The organism is Heyndrickxia sp. FSL K6-6286, assembly GCF_038630395.1.
GTDB classification, from domain to species: domain Bacteria; phylum Bacillota; class Bacilli; order Bacillales; family Bacillaceae_C; genus Heyndrickxia; species Heyndrickxia oleronia.
In genome coordinates, this window is sequence record NZ_CP152029.1 from 3,721,071 (window position 1) to 3,738,601 (window position 17,531).

At 34.9% G+C, this 17,531-nt stretch carries 18 protein-coding genes; 2 read left to right on the forward strand and 16 right to left on the reverse strand.

All coding sequences use genetic code 11. From position 1 onward, the window contains the following. Positions 1 to 19: 19 nt before the first annotated feature. Both MHI39_RS18760 and MHI39_RS18765 read right to left on the reverse strand, forming a co-directional pair. On the reverse strand, positions 20 to 832 hold the full coding sequence (locus tag MHI39_RS18760; RefSeq protein ID WP_342539923.1) for a nucleotidyltransferase domain-containing protein: 813 nt from the start codon (positions 830 to 832) through the stop codon (positions 20 to 22). A 276-nt stretch (positions 833 to 1,108) separates the two neighbouring features. After that, positions 1,109 to 1,732, reverse strand: a complete 624-nt coding sequence (locus MHI39_RS18765; protein WP_216386402.1) for a CGNR zinc finger domain-containing protein — start codon at positions 1,730 to 1,732, stop codon at positions 1,109 to 1,111. A 468-nt stretch (positions 1,733 to 2,200) separates the two neighbouring features. Here MHI39_RS18765 and MHI39_RS18770 point away from each other — a divergent pair, with 468 nt between their 5' ends. Then, entirely contained in the window at positions 2,201 to 2,668 is a 468-nt protein-coding gene (locus MHI39_RS18770; protein WP_342539924.1) for a hypothetical protein, read from the forward strand. A 376-nt stretch (positions 2,669 to 3,044) separates the two neighbouring features. Here MHI39_RS18770 and MHI39_RS18775 read toward each other — a convergent pair whose 3' ends face one another. The 12 genes from MHI39_RS18775 to MHI39_RS18830 form a co-directional block, all read right to left on the reverse strand. Further along, on the reverse strand, positions 3,045 to 3,509 hold the full coding sequence (locus MHI39_RS18775) for a DUF3291 domain-containing protein (protein WP_342539925.1): 465 nt from the start codon (positions 3,507 to 3,509) through the stop codon (positions 3,045 to 3,047). A 126-nt stretch (positions 3,510 to 3,635) separates the two neighbouring features. Further along, a complete protein-coding gene (locus MHI39_RS18780) occupies positions 3,636 to 4,388 on the reverse strand; it encodes a glucose 1-dehydrogenase (protein ID WP_342539926.1) in 753 nt (250 codons plus the stop codon). Positions 4,389 to 4,613: 225 nt separating this feature from the next. After that, complete coding sequence (locus MHI39_RS18785) at positions 4,614 to 5,768, reverse strand: MFS transporter (protein ID WP_342539927.1); 1,155 nt, start codon at positions 5,766 to 5,768, stop codon at positions 4,614 to 4,616. A 429-nt stretch (positions 5,769 to 6,197) separates the two neighbouring features. Continuing rightward, positions 6,198 to 8,441, reverse strand: a complete 2,244-nt coding sequence (locus MHI39_RS18790; RefSeq protein WP_342539928.1) for an MMPL family transporter — start codon at positions 8,439 to 8,441, stop codon at positions 6,198 to 6,200. Between the two features lie 115 nt (positions 8,442 to 8,556). Further along, positions 8,557 to 9,210 carry a response regulator transcription factor gene (locus MHI39_RS18795; RefSeq protein ID WP_180212724.1) on the reverse strand — a complete coding sequence of 218 codons (654 nt, stop codon included), beginning with the start codon at positions 9,208 to 9,210 and terminating at the stop codon, positions 8,557 to 8,559. 17 nt (positions 9,211 to 9,227) lie between these two features. Further along, positions 9,228 to 10,424, reverse strand: a complete 1,197-nt coding sequence (locus tag MHI39_RS18800) for a sensor histidine kinase (protein WP_180212723.1) — start codon at positions 10,422 to 10,424, stop codon at positions 9,228 to 9,230. A gap of 274 nt (positions 10,425 to 10,698) precedes the next feature. Continuing rightward, a complete protein-coding gene (locus MHI39_RS18805; protein ID WP_342539929.1) occupies positions 10,699 to 11,136 on the reverse strand; it encodes a hotdog fold thioesterase in 438 nt (145 codons plus the stop codon). Between the two features lie 33 nt (positions 11,137 to 11,169). Beyond that, positions 11,170 to 11,502 (reverse strand): branched-chain amino acid transporter permease, encoded by a 333-nt coding sequence (locus tag MHI39_RS18810; RefSeq protein WP_078109445.1) that lies wholly within the window; start codon positions 11,500 to 11,502, stop codon positions 11,170 to 11,172. Beyond that, positions 11,499 to 12,266, reverse strand: coding sequence for an azaleucine resistance protein AzlC (gene azlC / locus MHI39_RS18815; RefSeq protein WP_342539930.1), 768 nt, complete (start codon positions 12,264 to 12,266; stop codon positions 11,499 to 11,501). The genes MHI39_RS18810 and azlC overlap by 4 nt, the downstream gene beginning before the upstream one ends. Before the next feature lie 12 nt (positions 12,267 to 12,278). Beyond that, positions 12,279 to 12,752, reverse strand: a complete 474-nt coding sequence (locus MHI39_RS18820; RefSeq protein WP_071977126.1) for an Lrp/AsnC family transcriptional regulator — start codon at positions 12,750 to 12,752, stop codon at positions 12,279 to 12,281. Between the two features lie 398 nt (positions 12,753 to 13,150). Further along, positions 13,151 to 13,357 carry a hypothetical protein gene (locus MHI39_RS18825; RefSeq protein ID WP_342539931.1) on the reverse strand — a complete coding sequence of 69 codons (207 nt, stop codon included), beginning with the start codon at positions 13,355 to 13,357 and terminating at the stop codon, positions 13,151 to 13,153. Between the two features lie 229 nt (positions 13,358 to 13,586). Then, on the reverse strand, positions 13,587 to 14,063 hold the full coding sequence (locus MHI39_RS18830) for a GNAT family N-acetyltransferase (protein WP_278892253.1): 477 nt from the start codon (positions 14,061 to 14,063) through the stop codon (positions 13,587 to 13,589). A 238-nt stretch (positions 14,064 to 14,301) separates the two neighbouring features. Between MHI39_RS18830 and MHI39_RS18835 the strand changes: the two genes are divergently transcribed. Beyond that, complete coding sequence (locus MHI39_RS18835) at positions 14,302 to 15,492, forward strand: cytochrome P450 (RefSeq protein ID WP_342539932.1); 1,191 nt, start codon at positions 14,302 to 14,304, stop codon at positions 15,490 to 15,492. A 262-nt stretch (positions 15,493 to 15,754) separates the two neighbouring features. On the opposite strand, the gene MHI39_RS18840 is transcribed toward MHI39_RS18835, so the two are convergent. Next, positions 15,755 to 16,456, reverse strand: a complete 702-nt coding sequence (locus MHI39_RS18840) for an MBL fold metallo-hydrolase (protein ID WP_342539933.1) — start codon at positions 16,454 to 16,456, stop codon at positions 15,755 to 15,757. A 237-nt stretch (positions 16,457 to 16,693) separates the two neighbouring features. Further along, complete coding sequence (locus MHI39_RS18845; protein ID WP_342539934.1) at positions 16,694 to 17,350, reverse strand: Type 1 glutamine amidotransferase-like domain-containing protein; 657 nt, start codon at positions 17,348 to 17,350, stop codon at positions 16,694 to 16,696. Positions 17,351 to 17,531: the final 181 nt, after the last annotated feature.

Consider the following 17,531-nt stretch of genomic DNA (forward strand, 5'->3'; position numbering starts at 1 on the left):
AACTAAACTGCCCTTTCGTTTAATAACGGATTTTTGCCTCATTTGAAAAGTTTGCACTAGCCCAGTCACCCTCACTCTTGAACAACTCATAGACAGCCTCTTGGTTTGTCGGCGGCTCATCTATCCAATTTAGTAGAGTACGAATAATGGATTCTTTTTTCGGGAAGTGGTGAATAAATACTTCAGACTGTTCGTGAAGTCGTGTCGTCCAAATTTGAGAACGTACCATGACCATTGAATAATAGGTTCGGATAAGTTTACGAGCAAAGGCTTGTGTAATTGTTCTAAAATCTTCTTTAGAAGAAGTTTCTAACTTTTTTAACGCCCGATTAAGAGCTTCATAAATATCACCATTAAAACGGATTGCTATCTCTGATGTTAGTTTATACGGACCAAATCTTTCTCCCATATCCTCTCCATACACACAAACACAGAGTTCCTTAAGAAAAGCATTTTCATAATAATTTGTGGGGTCAACCGTATAGTCGTAATCAGCTACAGCAATACCGACATCACGAACTAAAGAACGGTAATTTTGAGATAGTTCTCCAGCAAGCTGCTTTAATTCAGACAACTGAATAGAACTCAGTTTGGTTTCAAACATAGCGATAAGGTCTAAATCTGATTTTTTTACAATCGCTTCCCCTCTGGCGACACTGCCGTACACATAAACACTATGCAATTGTTGATGAAATAAACGTTTAAGACGCTCGACAGATTCTTGAATGCAAGTCATATAGGCATCATCAATTTTGTCTCTACTCACATCGCTTACGATAAATCCATTAGGGTCTAGACCATATCCTGCATGTAATTTCCGGATTTCAATCAACCACCTTTTATCCGCATTTTCCTAATTATATCACCATGAATACGTGCACTAAACGGCTCCTTTCCATCAATAGAAAAAAGCATCCCTTGCTAAGGAATGCAGCCAAAATGATATTACTTCACATCATTAAATTTCTTGAGGTTTTTTCAATCGCTTTTTCGTTCCTAACCAGATCTAATCTTTTAAATGTGAGGCTTTATAAAAAGACGCTCTCTTATTTAAGAATATTAATTTATTGATGACATGAAGGTTAGGTAAAGCCCATCTTAGAAGCTATTATTTTTTATTATGATAAAATCGATTTGCTTTTGCACGATTCCCGCAGTCTGCCATCGAACACCAGCGTCTGCTACGATTACGGCTTGTGTCCAAAAACAGCCAACCACATGGATACCCTTCACACTTTTTCACTCTACTAAGTTCTTTTTCAGATGTAAGAATGTCTATTGCCGATTGAATAATTGGTGGAAGCATTCCGTCTAATCTTTCTTCACAATTAAAAAATTCCAAGGAAAATTTATTTTCACTAGGCACCACTCGTATCATCGCGTAAGCATTGCCTAAGGCCTCATTCAAAATAGAAAGATCTTTAGTGGCTGGTTTTTCATTGTTTGATACTAGACTAAAAATACGGAAAATCGATTCCCGCAGTTCAATAGCTTTTTGGAGAACCTCCTCTGCCTCAGAAGGTCGATTTTCTGCTTTTTTTAGTAGTGAAACTGATTGTTGTTTGTTAATAATATCGACTTGTAAACTCCAGTTTACCAGCTTCTCATAACTCGTCAGCAACTCCTGTGATTTCTCACTGCTATCATGCCAACTTACTGTATTGGCAAAATCCAAACACAAACGTCCGCCGAGCAAAGCATGCTTGTGTACATCTTTATTTATATCAGACATGTGACTTCTCCTTGTCTTACCATCAGTATTTTGACAGTCCGGGCTATATAACTTTGATTTTTTCTATAACCATTATAAAAGTTATTGACAGTTAGAATCAACCACATCATAATATAACCATCAAAACAATTATAGAGGGTTATATATATTGAAGAACAATGTACTAATTTCACTCAAAAGTCATTTTGTAAACGTATTTTTAACATGGTTCGCAAAGGATGGCACCCACTAAGGGAAAATCAATTATTGACGTTTTTTGAGGGGAGCACTTGAATGAATATAAAATCTCCTAAAACTTGAAGTGTTTTTTAGATAGATAGTAACAAAGACAGTCTCAACATGAATGGTGGAAGAATTTGATTGAAGAGTGGAAGGAACACGAAAAGAGGTGGTGCGAATCGACTTATATTTGACCTGCAATTAGCGGTTGTACGTAGGCATAAAAAATATTTTTTGGAGGGGCTAAAAATGAGTGAAACATTAAGAAACTCGGTTAAAACGATGGTAAAGGAAACATTCAAAGGACCCCCAGTGCCTGTAAAAGGAAGTTGGTTCACAAGTTTTGAACCGAATTCTGGAATTTTCGGTGTAATAGAGGGAATGTCTTGCGACCAAGCCTCCATATCCGTTCAGGGAACAACATTAGCTGCACATACCGATCACATTCGCTATCACATGTGGGGAACCAATGAAATCATAAAAAATGGGAAACAACCGAAAATGGATTGGGAAAAGAGTTGGGAAATTCATTCAGTAGATGAACAGCAATGGAACCGAATTCAGGTAGAATTGCGAAATGAATACGTAACACTGTTAGAATCGATTGACGCTATTGAATGGAATGAACTACTGGCTAATGAGGTGTTATCTTCTTTAGCTCATTCAGCCTATCATCTTGGAGCCATTCGACAAATGTTAAAAGTAGTCAAGATGTAGCTTAGGCATTAAGATTGATCATTATACGAGTAGAAGTATAGTAGACGTAAAGGTATACTTGTCCAGTATATGCATTGTTGAGCTTTTTACAAGGCGGGAAACTAATCCAGATTAACGTCTTAGAAAGTTAAATTTTGTTTATCAATTAAGAATCGTTTCAAGGGGCCACCCAAATCCTCCGATATTCAGCCATTTCAGTCGATTTCGGGGGATTTCCAGCTCGGTAAATAAGATAAAAAATGGCACCAGAATACTATGACTGATCTCGTTTTCCCTGCAATTTATCGAATAATTTCATTCAGAATCTGTAAAAGAATTACTATTTATTGTAAAACGTTATACAAGTTACCTCTAAAAGCTTTTCCGAATATTCATTTTACTTCATTGAGATTGTCTCTCCTTGTTCATCAAATGCCTGCTTAAAATCAAATGCAAAAGGAGTAGACCCATTTTGTTTATAATAGTTATATCTCTTGAATGCCTCCTCCCAAGAAACATCTTTCACCTTCTCTGTCCACCACACTACATATGATAGGTGTTTCTCTTGATAAGGCTCCATCCATCTGCGTCTACTACGCAACGCTTGGCTATGCCTCCCTGAATAGGCAAACTGATATAAAGATTGAAGGCTTTTCCATACGGTTAGGGTCAAAACAGGGTAGCCATCCCCTTTAGCTTCTTCAGGGAAAGGCACTCCTTCTGCTGAAAACTCTTCTATCATATTCCCTGATAAAGATGCCTGACGCATGACTTTATATCCCATTTCATAAAATTCGCGAGAGATAGGGTGGTCATAGGGGTGATTTAACCTACCGACCGTATAGATTGCAACTAATCCCATAAAGATACCCCCATCAACAGTCTTTTTCTAGATATATTCAAGTAATAAGGTGAAAATTCCTTCACTGACCTGGTCCCTTGGTTTAGTAATACAGAAGGAGTTCTGTTGCTGTAGCCCTTTTTTTAGTTACCTTCCACCACTAACATTGATGATTTCGCCCAATATATAATTTGAAGCATCAGACGAAAGAAAAGCTATGCTTTCAGCTATTTCTATCGGTTTGGCTATTCGTTTAATAGGTATAGTAGAAGACATACGAGTAAGACGATCATCATCAGGAGCAAATTTTTCATGAAAAGGTGTTTCAACCACTCCAGGGGCTACTCCGTTTACAATAATTCCATATTCGATTAGTTCTCTGGACATTCCAATAGTCATAGTATTTAAAGCTCCCTTAGTAGAATCGTAATGAATGCTTTCGCCAGCGCCTCCGATGCGAGCAGCTGTTGAAGATATATTAATAATCTTCCCTTTTTTTCTTGGGATCATATGCTTTAAGACAGCTTGTGAACACAGAAGAACACTAATAATATTTAGTCTATATGCTTCTTCCCACAATTCTTCACTTGCCTCCATAAATGTACTTTGTCGGATGCCCCCAGCTGCATTATTAATTAAAACGTCAATTGTACCAAAGGATGCTAGAGCACGGTCAACCATTGCATTCACTTGATCTTTATTTGTGACATCAGCTTGAATCGCTATCGCCTCTCCACCATTTTCTTGAATACACTGTACCACCTCTAAGGCACTTTTTTCATTGGAACGATAGTTAACAATGACCTTTGCACCTTTAGATGCGAGTAATTCGGCTGTAGCACGTCCAATTCCTGAGCTTGCTCCCGTTATAAGAATCACTTTGCCTGATAAGTCCTGCATATCTTTCCTCCTAATAGATTTCGTTATAATAGTAATTCGACAATTTTAGTTCTAATCCTTTTAAAGAAGTTTTTATCTATTAAATTGACGTTCTAGTAGAGGTATTAGCTAGCTTAGCCAGTATTCCTAGTTGAACTAAGCTATCCCATTATTTATTAGTACCTATTCCTATAACAAAACACATCCACCTCTATAAACATAGAAGTGGATGTGTTTTGCGTATCTTTATTCCTTTTTTTCTTTTAAAAAGTCCTTATAGACTAAAATAGCAACAAAAATAAAACTTAAACTAACCATCCGGAAAATCATATCTATACTAAACCATTCAGCGACAATTCCTAAGACTAACGCACTCAATCCAACACCAACATCAAAACTGGAAAGAAAAGTTGCGTTGGCAACGCCACTTTTTTCTTCACTTACCTTTTGAACCGTCCATGTTTGTAAACAAGGCATAACCGTTCCATACCCGGCTCCAAACAAAATCGCTGCAATAATAAGACAAGCATTATTTGTCGTATAAGACAGCATGACAAGTGACAAAAATCCTAAAACTGCTGATACAATGATGATCGACCAAGGTCCTTTTTTATCATACCATTTTCCTATAAATGGACGTAGTAAAGTTGAGACAGTCGCATTGATAAGAAAGAATAGAAAAATATGATCTAATCCCTTTTGTTTTCCAAAAAGAACTAAAAAAGTAATGATCGCTCCAAAACCAAGTGTTGTTATAACCGTTAATAATGCTGGGAACCAAGCGTCTTTTTCAAAAATCGCGTCAAAAAATTGAAATGGTTGCCTATCATTTTTAACAGGAGTAGGTGAATAGACAAATTGAAGTCCAATTGCTGCTAATAGACTGAGTACTACGGATGACCAAATTAAAATATTAAAAGAAAAAGAGTCATAGATAAGGATCCCTACACTCGGAGCAATGATAGCACCGACCGTTGTTGAAATAGAAAAATACCCCATCCCCTCTCCTAATCGTTTCTTTGGAATTAAATCGACTACCATTGTACTATTGGCTGTGGTTGATACTCCCCATGCTGCGCCATGAAAAAGCCGTAACACTAGCAAAAGCCAAATAATAGTAAGAAAAGGATATAGCGCTGTAATAATCAATAAAGCTACACTTGCAAGAATGGCAAGACCTTTCCGCTGGTTATCAATTAAATAGTACCCTACAAAAGGTCTAATAAGAACAGCGCCTAGTGTAAATAATGTTGTCATTAGACCTACTTGACTGGAAGATGCATTCATGCTTAACAAATAGGCCGGTAAAATAGGCAGCAGCATTTCAAACCCGATAAATACCAAAAAGTTACTAATAAATAAAAATAGAAATGATTGATTAAAGATTTTTTGTTTTTCCATATTAATATTCCTCGCTTCTAATTAATTTTTCTAAATTAGAAGCGCTTTGAACACTGAAACATTACGATATTGCCTAAGTTTTTTAAACAATTGTCTCACCCTTTCTAAAAAACATAACTAAAGATGGCACAAATGATATATGAGAAGGAGTTTATTAACAAATAATAAACTATAATACTGAAGCAAGGTTTATAAAGTCAGTTCCTTGATTTACAAGTTTTTCATTTAAAAAGCCATATTATATTGCAAAATGGCTTTAAGTTTTGTATTCTAGCATAAATACATTTATAGTAAATATCAAATGCGATTGCCAGTGCACCCTAATCTCCCTCAATTTTTATCGCTTCTTTTTCATTAAAGAAAAACCCGATATCTTATTTATCGGGTCTCCTTGATGGAATATGGAATTACGTAGTGTTATTGTTTTTCTTATTGAATTACTTTATTCATGAACTCTGTCTTTATCCGTGTTGGAATTTTCTTTTTATTATTTTTGTACCTTTCATCTACCTCTGTTTGTATTGTAGTACCTTCAATATCAATATTTGGTAGAAGTTTATCTAGCCAACTTGGCAAGTACCATGCTGCTTTTCCCATTAATGTCATTACAGCTGGTACTAATGCCATCCTTACAATAAAAGCATCAAAAACAATTCCAAAAGTTAGTGCGAATCCCATTGATTTAATGATTGGATCGGGAGCCAGCATAAATCCTGAGAACACAGATATCATTATAAGACCTGCTGCTGTCACTACTCCTCCACTATCTTTTAATCCTGCTAATATAGCCTTTTTTGCATCTTTTGAATGTGTAAACTCTTCTCGCATTCTACTAACCAAGAAAACCTCATAGTCCATTGCTAGACCAAATAATATCCCTATAACAATAACAGGTAAAAAGGCTAGGACAGGACTTGATGTAGGAAAACCAAATAAATTTATCAAATTTCCATCTTGAATTACATATACAACAAACCCTAAAGTTGCTCCTAGTGATAGCAAGAAACCTAAAACAGCCTTTAATGGGACCAGAATAGATCTGAATACTATGACTAACAGAACAAATGCAAACCCCACAATAAGAGTAGCGAATAATGGCAATGCGTCATTCAATTTTTCAGATATGTCTATGTTTACTGCAGTTGATCCAGTAACTAACAATTCTATTTGATCTTTACTAGTTAGTGAATCTGATAATTTCCTTATTGAGTGTACTAAATTGGTCGTTTGTATATCATCTGGACCGGTTTTGGGAGTAATTGAAATCATATAGGTATTTCCTGATTTATTTGGAATTGGTGGACTTACATTTTTTACATTTGCTAATGCACCTAATTCTTCTGTTACCACATTGATTTTCTGTTTAATATCTCCGCTATTTTTATCTGTTTTTGCTAAAACGACCAATGAGGAGTGGTATCCAGGACCATATGCTTCTGTGAGTAAATCATATGCTCTTCTTTCTGTTGTTTCTTTTGATTTGGTTCCATTGTCAGGAAGACCTAGTTGCATATGAAAGAATGGAATACACACCATTACAAGAATTAAGACCCCTAAAATAGTAACTGTCCAAGGCCTTTTTGTTACAAAATTTCCCCATTTACTTGATTCTTTTACTTCCTTTTTATTGGATAATATCGCCAATAATTTATTTTCTCTAGAAGGTCCAATTTTATGACCAAGAAGTCCTAAAATAGCTGGTACAAAAATTATCGCTATTAAAATGGCAAAGAATACACAAACTGCTGCAGAGAGCCCCATCATAGTTAAAAAGGGAATTTTTGCAACTGCTAAACCTACTAAAGCAACAATTACGGTTACACCAGCAAAAACAACTGCACTACCTGCAGTTCCAGTTGCAATAGCCACTGTTTCCTGTAGACTATGTCCTTTTGAAAGTTCTTGCCGGAATCTTGAGATAATGAATAAAGCATAATCAATCCCAACGGCAAGTCCTAACATAGCAGCTAATGAAAGAGCAAATGATGGGATATCCAAATAATTGGTTCCTATGAGTATAGATAAAATTCCTACTCCTAAACCTACTACAGCAGTAATAATTGGCATACCTGCTGCCAAAAAGGAAGTAAAAGTTATTGCAAGAATGACGAAAGCAATTACTACCCCAATTACTTCTGTTATTCCACCTATCTCTAATTCAGAAAAAGCAACTGTACCTGCTATCTCAGTTTGAATACCTGCATCTCTTGTATTTTTAATACTTTGCAATATTATTTCTTTTGATCTATCTGTTACGTTACCTGCAGGTACATCATATGTCACAACAGCATAACCAATTTGTTTATTTTTATTGTAATTGCCTAATTCTGCAGGAGTAGCAACAGAGACTACCGATTTATCTTTTTTTATCTTATCAATTGTTTTATTGATGATATCTGCTACTTCTTTAGTTTCTAACGTTTGGTTATTCGGTGCCTTTAGTACTAGATTTACGGTACCTGGTGCTGGTTTTTTGGAAGTTTGAAATTCCTTCTCCAAAATTTTGCCTGCCTTGGCGGATTCTGTACCCGGTATAGACATATCCTCACTAAAGGAAGGACCTAAACTTAATGCTATGATTCCAATAATAAGGAGAATACCTATTGTTCCACCTATAACTTTCTTTCTATGTCTAACTGCCCATTTCCCTAGTTTATATAGATACTTCGCCATACTTAACTCCCTTCGAATTAATTCAGTCGTTTATTACATTTTAATAATAATGAACTAGGCAAAAAAAAAAATCGTACATATGGGCAAGTTACATATGTACGTTCGGGCATAGTTTTTATTTATCTACTAAACGGAATAAACCTTGATCTAAAGCAATAGCAACAGCTTCTGCACGAGAGTTAACACCAAGTTTATTGTAAATATTGGTTAAATGGGCTTTAACAGTACGTTCAGCAATCCCCATATCAAAAGCAATTGCTTTGCTTTTATAACCTTTAGCAACTGCTTGCAGTATGAATAATTCTTTCTCTGTTAAAGGATTAGATAGTTGAGTATGATTATTAAATTTTTTCTCCTTGAATTTTAATAGTTTTTCCATTAACTCAGGCTGTAAAAGAGTTTCACCTCTGATTGCAGATTCTAACGTTCTAAATAAATTTTCTCTACTTGTATCTTTTAATAAGAACCCTTTAGCTCCTAACTCCATTCCTGTAACCATTAATTCATCTTCATTATATGTAGTTAATATAATAACTGGAATAGTAATACCTTGTTTATTCATTATTTTTAAAGTATCTAATCCACTCATAATAGGCATATTTAAATCCAGTAAAATAATATCTGGTTTTGCATTATCAATCATTTCTAAGGCTACTTTTCCATTATCTGCTTCACCTATAACCTGAAACAATTTATTGGTCTCTAAAATTAATTTTAGCCCTTCCCTAACAACTAAATGATCATCAACAATTAATATTTTATAGTTCAAATGTTATACCCCCTGTATCAAATAGGAACAGTAATAAACAATTTGGTCCCTTTTCCTGGCGTACTTTCTATTGTCAATGTGCCTCCAACTAACCTTATACGTTCTTGTAAGCCTAAAAGTCCAAATTTACCCGTTTGTTTTCCAATATTTTTTGTAGAAAAACCGATTCCGTTATCAGAAACTTCCATATATAACTTTCCACCTTGTTGTTCAATCTTAATCTGTACCTTTTTTGCCTGAGAATGTTTCATTATATTAGTTAGGGATTCACGGATTATATATATACCATATTCCATTGATAAATTAGGTAAAGAATGAACAGGTTTAATTTCCTGTTCTACATGTATACCTGTTATTTCTTCAAATTTTTTTATTTCATCTAACACAGCTGAATGGAAATCAATATACTCTAATGTCTCTGTTCTCAAATTATCAATCACTGTTCTAGCATCTTTTAACGTTTCTCTTGCCTGTTGCATCGAACTGACGACAATTTCATTCGATCTAGAAATATTTCCATTTTTTATATGTACATTAACTGCTTCTAATTGCATAATCAGTCCTGCCAAACCTTGGGCTAATGTATCGTGTAAATCTCTAGCCATTCGTTGTCTTTCATTTACTAAAGTTAGTTCCTCAACTTTTTGGTATGCTAGTCCTAACTGTTGTAAATAAAACTCCATACGCTCTTTTGCACTAACTTGCCGGTTATAGCTAAGCGTATAGAAAATTACTATCAGTAAAATTAAGAAGAATATAGGAATAAAAATTGGTAGCTCACTTGCCCCATAATTTATAGTGATAGCAATGCAATATAAACCATAAGATAGCATAAAAAATAATATAACTTTTATTTTACTTTTTAGAATAATAATACTTTGTGCTATTAAAACTGGTAGTAATCCAATTAATACAACTGGAGACCCTTTAGGTAATAGAAAAGCTGAAATAAACAATATACACTCCTGAGCCAAAAAGTAAAACCAATACTTATTATTATTAAATAAACGGGAAAAAAAATATAGGAATGCATGTATTACTATAATTAAACTGAAAATTAAACTATGAATAAGCATGGGGTGTTGAATATTTTGCAGTATTAATGCCCCTATATACATCAAAAAAATCCAAAATATAATAGGTATTTGCGAAAATATTACTACTTCATTTGGTTCCTGCATTAGCGCTTTATTATATGGATTGAATTTCTCCATACTCCTTTCACCACCTCACTACTATTTTATACTTTCTCCTTATTTTATTTACTGTCCGTTAGTACATACCCAAAAGGGCAATCAAATCCTTCTTGGAGATCAAATTTGCATTAAGTAAATTTTTTCACCGTTTTTAAATAACAAAAAAGCTGACGATTTTCTATCAATCAGCTCCCACACTCTTGTTTAAATGAATATCTCATAATTTTTTTAAGAGGTATGAACAATAATGAGTACCTAAAACTTGTACCACTTTTATTCTTGTTGATCAATATCAATAAAATAATTGATCCTTTCGGTAAGAAACTGCCTCCATTATAGCGATTAGTTTTTCTTCATGAAAAATCTCAATTCTATAGAATCCGGTACGAAAGTTTCTTCTTACTTCCGTTGCACGTGCGACTATCTTGTCTCCAGGTTTTGCCGATTCCATAAACTGAAGGGGCGTCGATAGTCCTACCGAAGTTTTTCCATATGCATTACAGGCTACCGAAAATGCATGATCGGCCAACGCATACATAATTGCCCCATGAACCGTTCCGTATGCATTTACCATATGGCTTTGCACATCTAGGGTTGCTTCTGCAAATCCTGCCTCAAATTTTGTTAACTTAATGCCTAAGGATTGAGCATATGGATCATTTTTCACTTGGTTATAAATTTGTTCGTAGTGTTTTTTATAAATTTGATACTCATCAATTTTCTCTTTCACAAAAATCCACCCCTTTACTAGATTTTGCAATATTTAAAAGACCATTTGCACCAATAACATGTAAATAATCGTTCCTCCAGCTATCGAGAGGAACATATTTTTCTTCCAAAAATGAAGAATTACAACAGTAATCACTCCTAATAATTCAGGGATACCATGACTTCCAGATAATATTCTTACATCCTTTAAACTATAAATGACCAAAAGCCCGAATACCGATGATGGTAGCACTTTGCCCAAGTATTGTATGTACTTCGGTGTGTTTTTTCCCGATGGAAAAACGATGAATGGAACAAACCTTGTAAGCATTGTACCGAAAACCACCATGGCAACAATAATAATTTGTTGAGTTATATTCATTGTCATTTAGCTTCAACCTCAACTTTCTCCAATGACTTTTTAGACAGAGTCAGTAGCCCCAAAATTGCTATCATGGCAGGGATAATGAAATTGTTTCCACCAAAAACAATTAAACAGACAATTGAAGCTCCTAAACCTACAAGTGAACTTATATGTTTTTCTTCCTTCATCCATTGTTCAATAAAGATAACGACAAACAGTGCAGTCATGACAAATTCAAGTCCATCCGTATTGAACTTAATAAAAGATCCAAAAATAGCACCTAAGGTTGCACCTAATACCCAATAAAATTGATTGAATAGTGTGACAAAAAACATAACCCAGTTTTTATCTACGTCCTTTGGTACATTAATTGTACTATTGATTGCAAAAGATTCGTCGCAGAGCCCAAATATCATATACCACTTTTTCTTTCCCGCTCCCCCATATTTATCTAGCATTGATATGCCGTAAAACAAATGTCGTGCATTAACCATTAATGTTAGTAGTAATGCATTTATCGGATTGAAAGACATAAGCAATAAATTTGCTGCCACAAATTCCATTGAACCTGCAAATATTAACAAACTCATCAAAATCGGGTAAATCGCAGTAAAGCCCAATGAATTCATAAAGATTCCATAAGCAGCCCCCAAAAAGACAAATCCTGCAAAAATCGGGAGTGTATATGGGAAAGCCGTTCGAAAGGCAATCCATATTTGATTTCTATTTTTTATTTGCTTGGATATCCTAACCGGATTTACATCTAAAGATTCTTTGTTTGCATTCAAAGTAGTTACCTCCTAAACTTCATCAATTGGCACACTGACCGTCCTTTTTTCTGTACTCATTACCATGCTTGTGTCAACTCCATTAATTGCAGGATTCTCCATTAATGAATCAATGATAAAATTCCGGTAACTCTCCATATCCTTTGCTACTATCTTAAGCATAAAGTCATGGCTTCCTGTTAGTGTGTAACACTCTTGAACCTGCGGATATTTGTTTATATCCTCTATAAATGAATGAATTGTTTCCCTATTTAAAGGTGATAAATTAATGAGAGCTAATGCTGTGACTTCAATTCCTAGTTTTTTCTCATCGACAATCGTCGTAAACTTTTGAATAATACCCGCTTCCACCAAGTTTTTTGTTCTTGAAAGGCAAGCAGATGGTGAAAGTCCAATTTTCTTTGATAAATTTAGATTGGATATCGATGCATCTTCCTGCAATTCCCTTAATATTGCCTTATCGTAATCGTCCAGAATAAACGCCATTTCGCAACCCCTCAATATTAATTAGTAAATATTATTTTGTATGTTTCATATATTAACGAATTATCCATTGTTTATCAATAAATAATTAAACATAAATTTACGAAAAATAATCAAAACAAGAATAAAATTTATTTAAATTCAATTCGAAATTTATGCAATTTCTGGTAAAAATTAATCATCTATATCAAAAGGACAGTACCCGTTTTCATTTGGGCCCTGTCCCTTTTTGTAGGAATTTACAAATCTTAGCAACTTCAAATACTTGATTAATGTCTTCGAATTCATTGATTTTCATCTATTTTTCAAATAGAAATTTTTTGAATTAAAAAGATATACAAAATAACATCTTTGATATTCCAGCGAATAAAGCTGATGAAAACTTTATATTAATGAACTTATCACTTGGTTGCCGTCCAGCACATATTTATTGGTATCTTTAGCGAAGCATCGCCCTGGTATGAATACTGAAATAAACCAAATACCCAAGCTATCATATACATTGGAACAGCGACAATGATCATCCCTGCAAGTAAATAGCTAATCGACCTTACAATAAATTTAAAAATATCAAATATAGCACCTGCTAAATCATCAACAAATCTCAATTATAAAAAACCCTCCCCAATTTGTAATTTGGCCATTCCATCTTAACAGAATTCCCCTTTTTAGGAATAAATTATATAGGGGATATTTCAACGATATGCTTACACCACTATTCTCCCAATGTTAGTGGAACAAAAAAAAGATCGCCACAGCGACCATATCTTCTTTACCTCTTGCCCGTGTGACTTTAAGTGATACATATTAGACTATGTAATTTTTGCGGCTTTTATATTAACTGATAAACTTTTGAGATATTCTTTTCCCATCCTTTAATTGTTCAGTAAATTGTCCGTCTGTATATTCATTTATTACATTCTTCCAAAATAATTGTGCTGGTACATTTTTCGAAATTTGAAAAACCTCCCAATTGCCCTTGTGTAAGCGGAATATATCTTTTGCAACTGATTTACCTAATCCAGTTCTTCTATATTTTTTCATAATAAAGAATTCAGCAATCGAAAAGTATGATTTAGTGTCTGTTTTTATCCATTTAACTAAGACAAAACCTGCGTAATTTCCGTTGAATCTAACTAAATATGCAAAATGATTCTCTTCTTTCCAATAGGCTTGTAAAGGATAATCCCCAAATTTCCCATTTTCTTCAACGTGTGCTTCAATAAACTCTGAAAAGTCATAAATATAGAATTGCATTAGGTTTGTTAATGTTTCCGAATTATCCAAACTCGCTTTAATTATCTCATAGTTCATTATCGGCACCTTCCCGTTTGTTTCCTAAGTAATACCTAGTTTCTTTATATTAGTTCAACCTCCCAATTGGATTATCCTTCTTCACTACCCTGAACGTTGAACACAAGATTCCCGGGAATTAGTTTTTAAATGAAGAATATATTTAATACTAGTTTTTCCAGCCATGATTGCAGGAAAAGAATATGTAAACGCGAATATATGATAAAAAGACATGATTTAGAAAGGGAGTATAGCACGCATGGATACTAAATCGCTTGATTTGTTTTCGCAGGAGTTTCACCAAAATCCTTATGATTATTACAATAAAATCCGACCACACCAACCTTTTGCAAAAGTGAAGATGTTTAACGAAGGACACCATTATTCATGGATGGCTTTTACGTATGAAGCAGCGGTAGCCGTGTTAAAAGATCCGAGGTTTATAAAAGATATGCGGACAGTCTTCCCTGATGAAGTGACAGACGAAAATCTGCCTCCAATAACTCAAAGCATGCTTTTTGTTGATCCACCTGACCATCGCCGCCTACGCAGCCTTGTACAAAGTGGCTTTACGCCCAAAAGGATTGAGATGTTAAGAGGGCGCATTGAGGATATTGCAAGAGAACAAGCATGGCTCATGAGAAACAAAGAAACGGTTGACTTTATTGAAGAATATGCGTTTCCGATTCCAATTAGAGTCATCTGTGAATTGCTTGGCATCCCGTCTGAAGATCGTCTTGATTTCCAGCGCTGGTCCAATGTAATAGTGGAGATTAGTGATAGTCCTAGATATGATGAGGCTATGGTGGAATTTATGGCTTATCTGGAGAAAATGATTGAAAAAAAGCGTGAATCTCCTAAGGAGGATTTGCTGTCTGATTTAGTTCAAGCTGAGGAAGGAGGAGACCGTTTAACTGTAAGTGAATTGTATGGTGTCGTTATGCTTCTAATTGTGGCAGGACATGAAACGACTGTGAATCTAATTGCCAATGGTTTACTGGCGCTGCTTACACACCAAGACCAGCTTGCATTGCTAAAAGAAGACCATTCCCTTGTAGCACAAGCCATCGAAGAATTGCTACGATTTAATGGTCCAGTTGAGTTCAGTACAGACCGTTGGGCGAAGGAGTCCTTTACCTTTATGGGGCAGCAGGTTGAGAAAGGGGACCATGTCATTGTGTCTCTTGCGTCAGCGGATCATGATCCAGCTGCGTTTTCGGATCCCAGTACCCTCGACATTACAAGGGAAAAAAGTCCACATCTTGCGTTTGGAAAAGGCATCCACTATTGTCTAGGTGCACCTCTTGCCAGGCTTGAAGGCGAGATAGCCCTACGCGTTTTGCTAGAAGAATACCCAAATCTTAGCCTTGCAGCTGAACTGAATGAACTTGAATGGAGACAAAGCCTTGTTATTCGTGGTTTGAAACAGTTGCCTATCAAGCTTTTTTAAAGAAACACATCAAAAACAAACAGCGATTGGAGCCATTTAGATTGACAAAGACGATTTGTTTTTGTGATACATCTAAGCAATTAGGGAATATGGAAAATTAATTTGTTTATTGATTATGTTTTTCTTTTATTTAATTTAAAACTTTAATGGATTTTCCTATTTAACGGAGAATCCACTGAAGTTTTTGGATGTAATAATTTAACCACATTTAGTTTACTTTATTTTTTACACCTGTTTAGTGAATAAGGAATCTTTGATTTTACTATTCAAATTTGAGTAAATCCGAAATAAATCTATTTATATTTCCTTTTAAGATCGTGCCGTGTCCCGTACATAAATATTCAACATCAAATTTGTTAATAGCCCTTAAACCATCGATAAATAAATGAAAATGATGTTCTCTTTTCATTTCTTCGTTTTGGGACCAATCAGACACAAACTGCTTAAACTTTTCTCTTTCAAGAGTACCTACATCTACAACTTTATTATCGTTTAAAGATTCTCCAAAAAAGCAAATATGGTCTCCACAAAATAACGCTCTGCTTTTACGATGATATAGTAAGACAGAACCTTTTGTATGGTGTCCAAGGAGAACACATTCTAAATTGCCTGCTGTTAAACCGTTATCGGGGAGATTCATCTTTAGTTTGTGTCTAAGATTTTTGGGTACCAATTCTAAATCTTTCTTATGAATAAATCCGTCTACTTCTCCTAAGTGTTGAATTCCCCCAATATGGTCCTTATGACCGTGTGTGGCAATAAAGTGGGTTACATCACTATTAGAAATCCCTTTACTATTTAGGGCCGAGAACAGGAAGCGAGAATGTTCTTCTTTTCCTGAGTCAATAAGCAAAATATCATTGTCATCGAGCAACAAGTAGCAGTTATTATATGAGTCCCAGGATGCATCCCAAACTAAAAAAGCATACACATCTTTCGTTATTTCTTCGAGATACGTTTTCATTTTATTCCCCCAATACTCTACGGTTATTAAGGAATATTCGTTTAATCCTTTGTTAATACCTTCTTTAAATAACTACCCTTTTGTTGAATAAGAAAAAAGAGACGCACATTCAACACACTTGCGCCCGATTGCAGTAAACCGTTCTGCACAACTATGCTTGCAGGACAATCATAGTTTACATAGTTCTCCTTCACTAAATATAAAATATGCCTTGCATAAAGAAATAAATTTATATAATTAGAGCGTCTCATCCAATTTCTGAAGCATTGAGTGGGAAATTAATAAAACATTGCCAAAAACGTCGATTTTGTCTCCCTTTACACGTACAGCGCAATCTTTGTTAAAAGCATAAATATTTATTTCTTCCGATAAGAGTGATAGTTCGCTTTGAACTATTGCAATGCTATTTTCAAGATCAAAATGTGACAGAACGGAAAAATTGTCAAGACCGATTCCTTCATAAACAGCGTTCATTTCGACTTTATATCCAAAGTTTTTCGAGCATAACCATTTAGCGGACATGTTGATTGCACCAGCGCTTGCTCCCATCACAATGGCACTGCTTTTTTTAATCAAATCCGATAACTCATATTCACGCAAAAAACCATTTTGTTTATGGGTATTTCCACCCAACAAGAAAATGACTGAAGCATTTTGAATTATCTTTTGGGCATCTTCCTTCTCTACACGATAATTAATTAAATGATATTCATCAAACATAATGCCAGCTTGGTCAAGCCACGAGCGTTCAGTAGCACCATCATCTTCATAAATAGAAGGATTCGAGCTAATCATAGCAAGCGAATTTCTCTCAGTTATATCCTCCTGTAACAGCCTGCCCAGTTTCTCTGGAAATGAATTGTTAAACCAACCTAAATAATAGTGAGTTTTCATAAGTACCCCCGTAACAAAGTATTCCTTGCGTCACTCATTCTGTTTTCTTGTCATCAACAAAATACTCTCAATATGGTCGGAATGTTGAACATAAGTTAAATGACACTCTTCAACTTACCTGTATGTTTGTTTAATAAGGAATTCAACAAAAAAGGTGCGTAATCCTTCTTGGATTAACGCA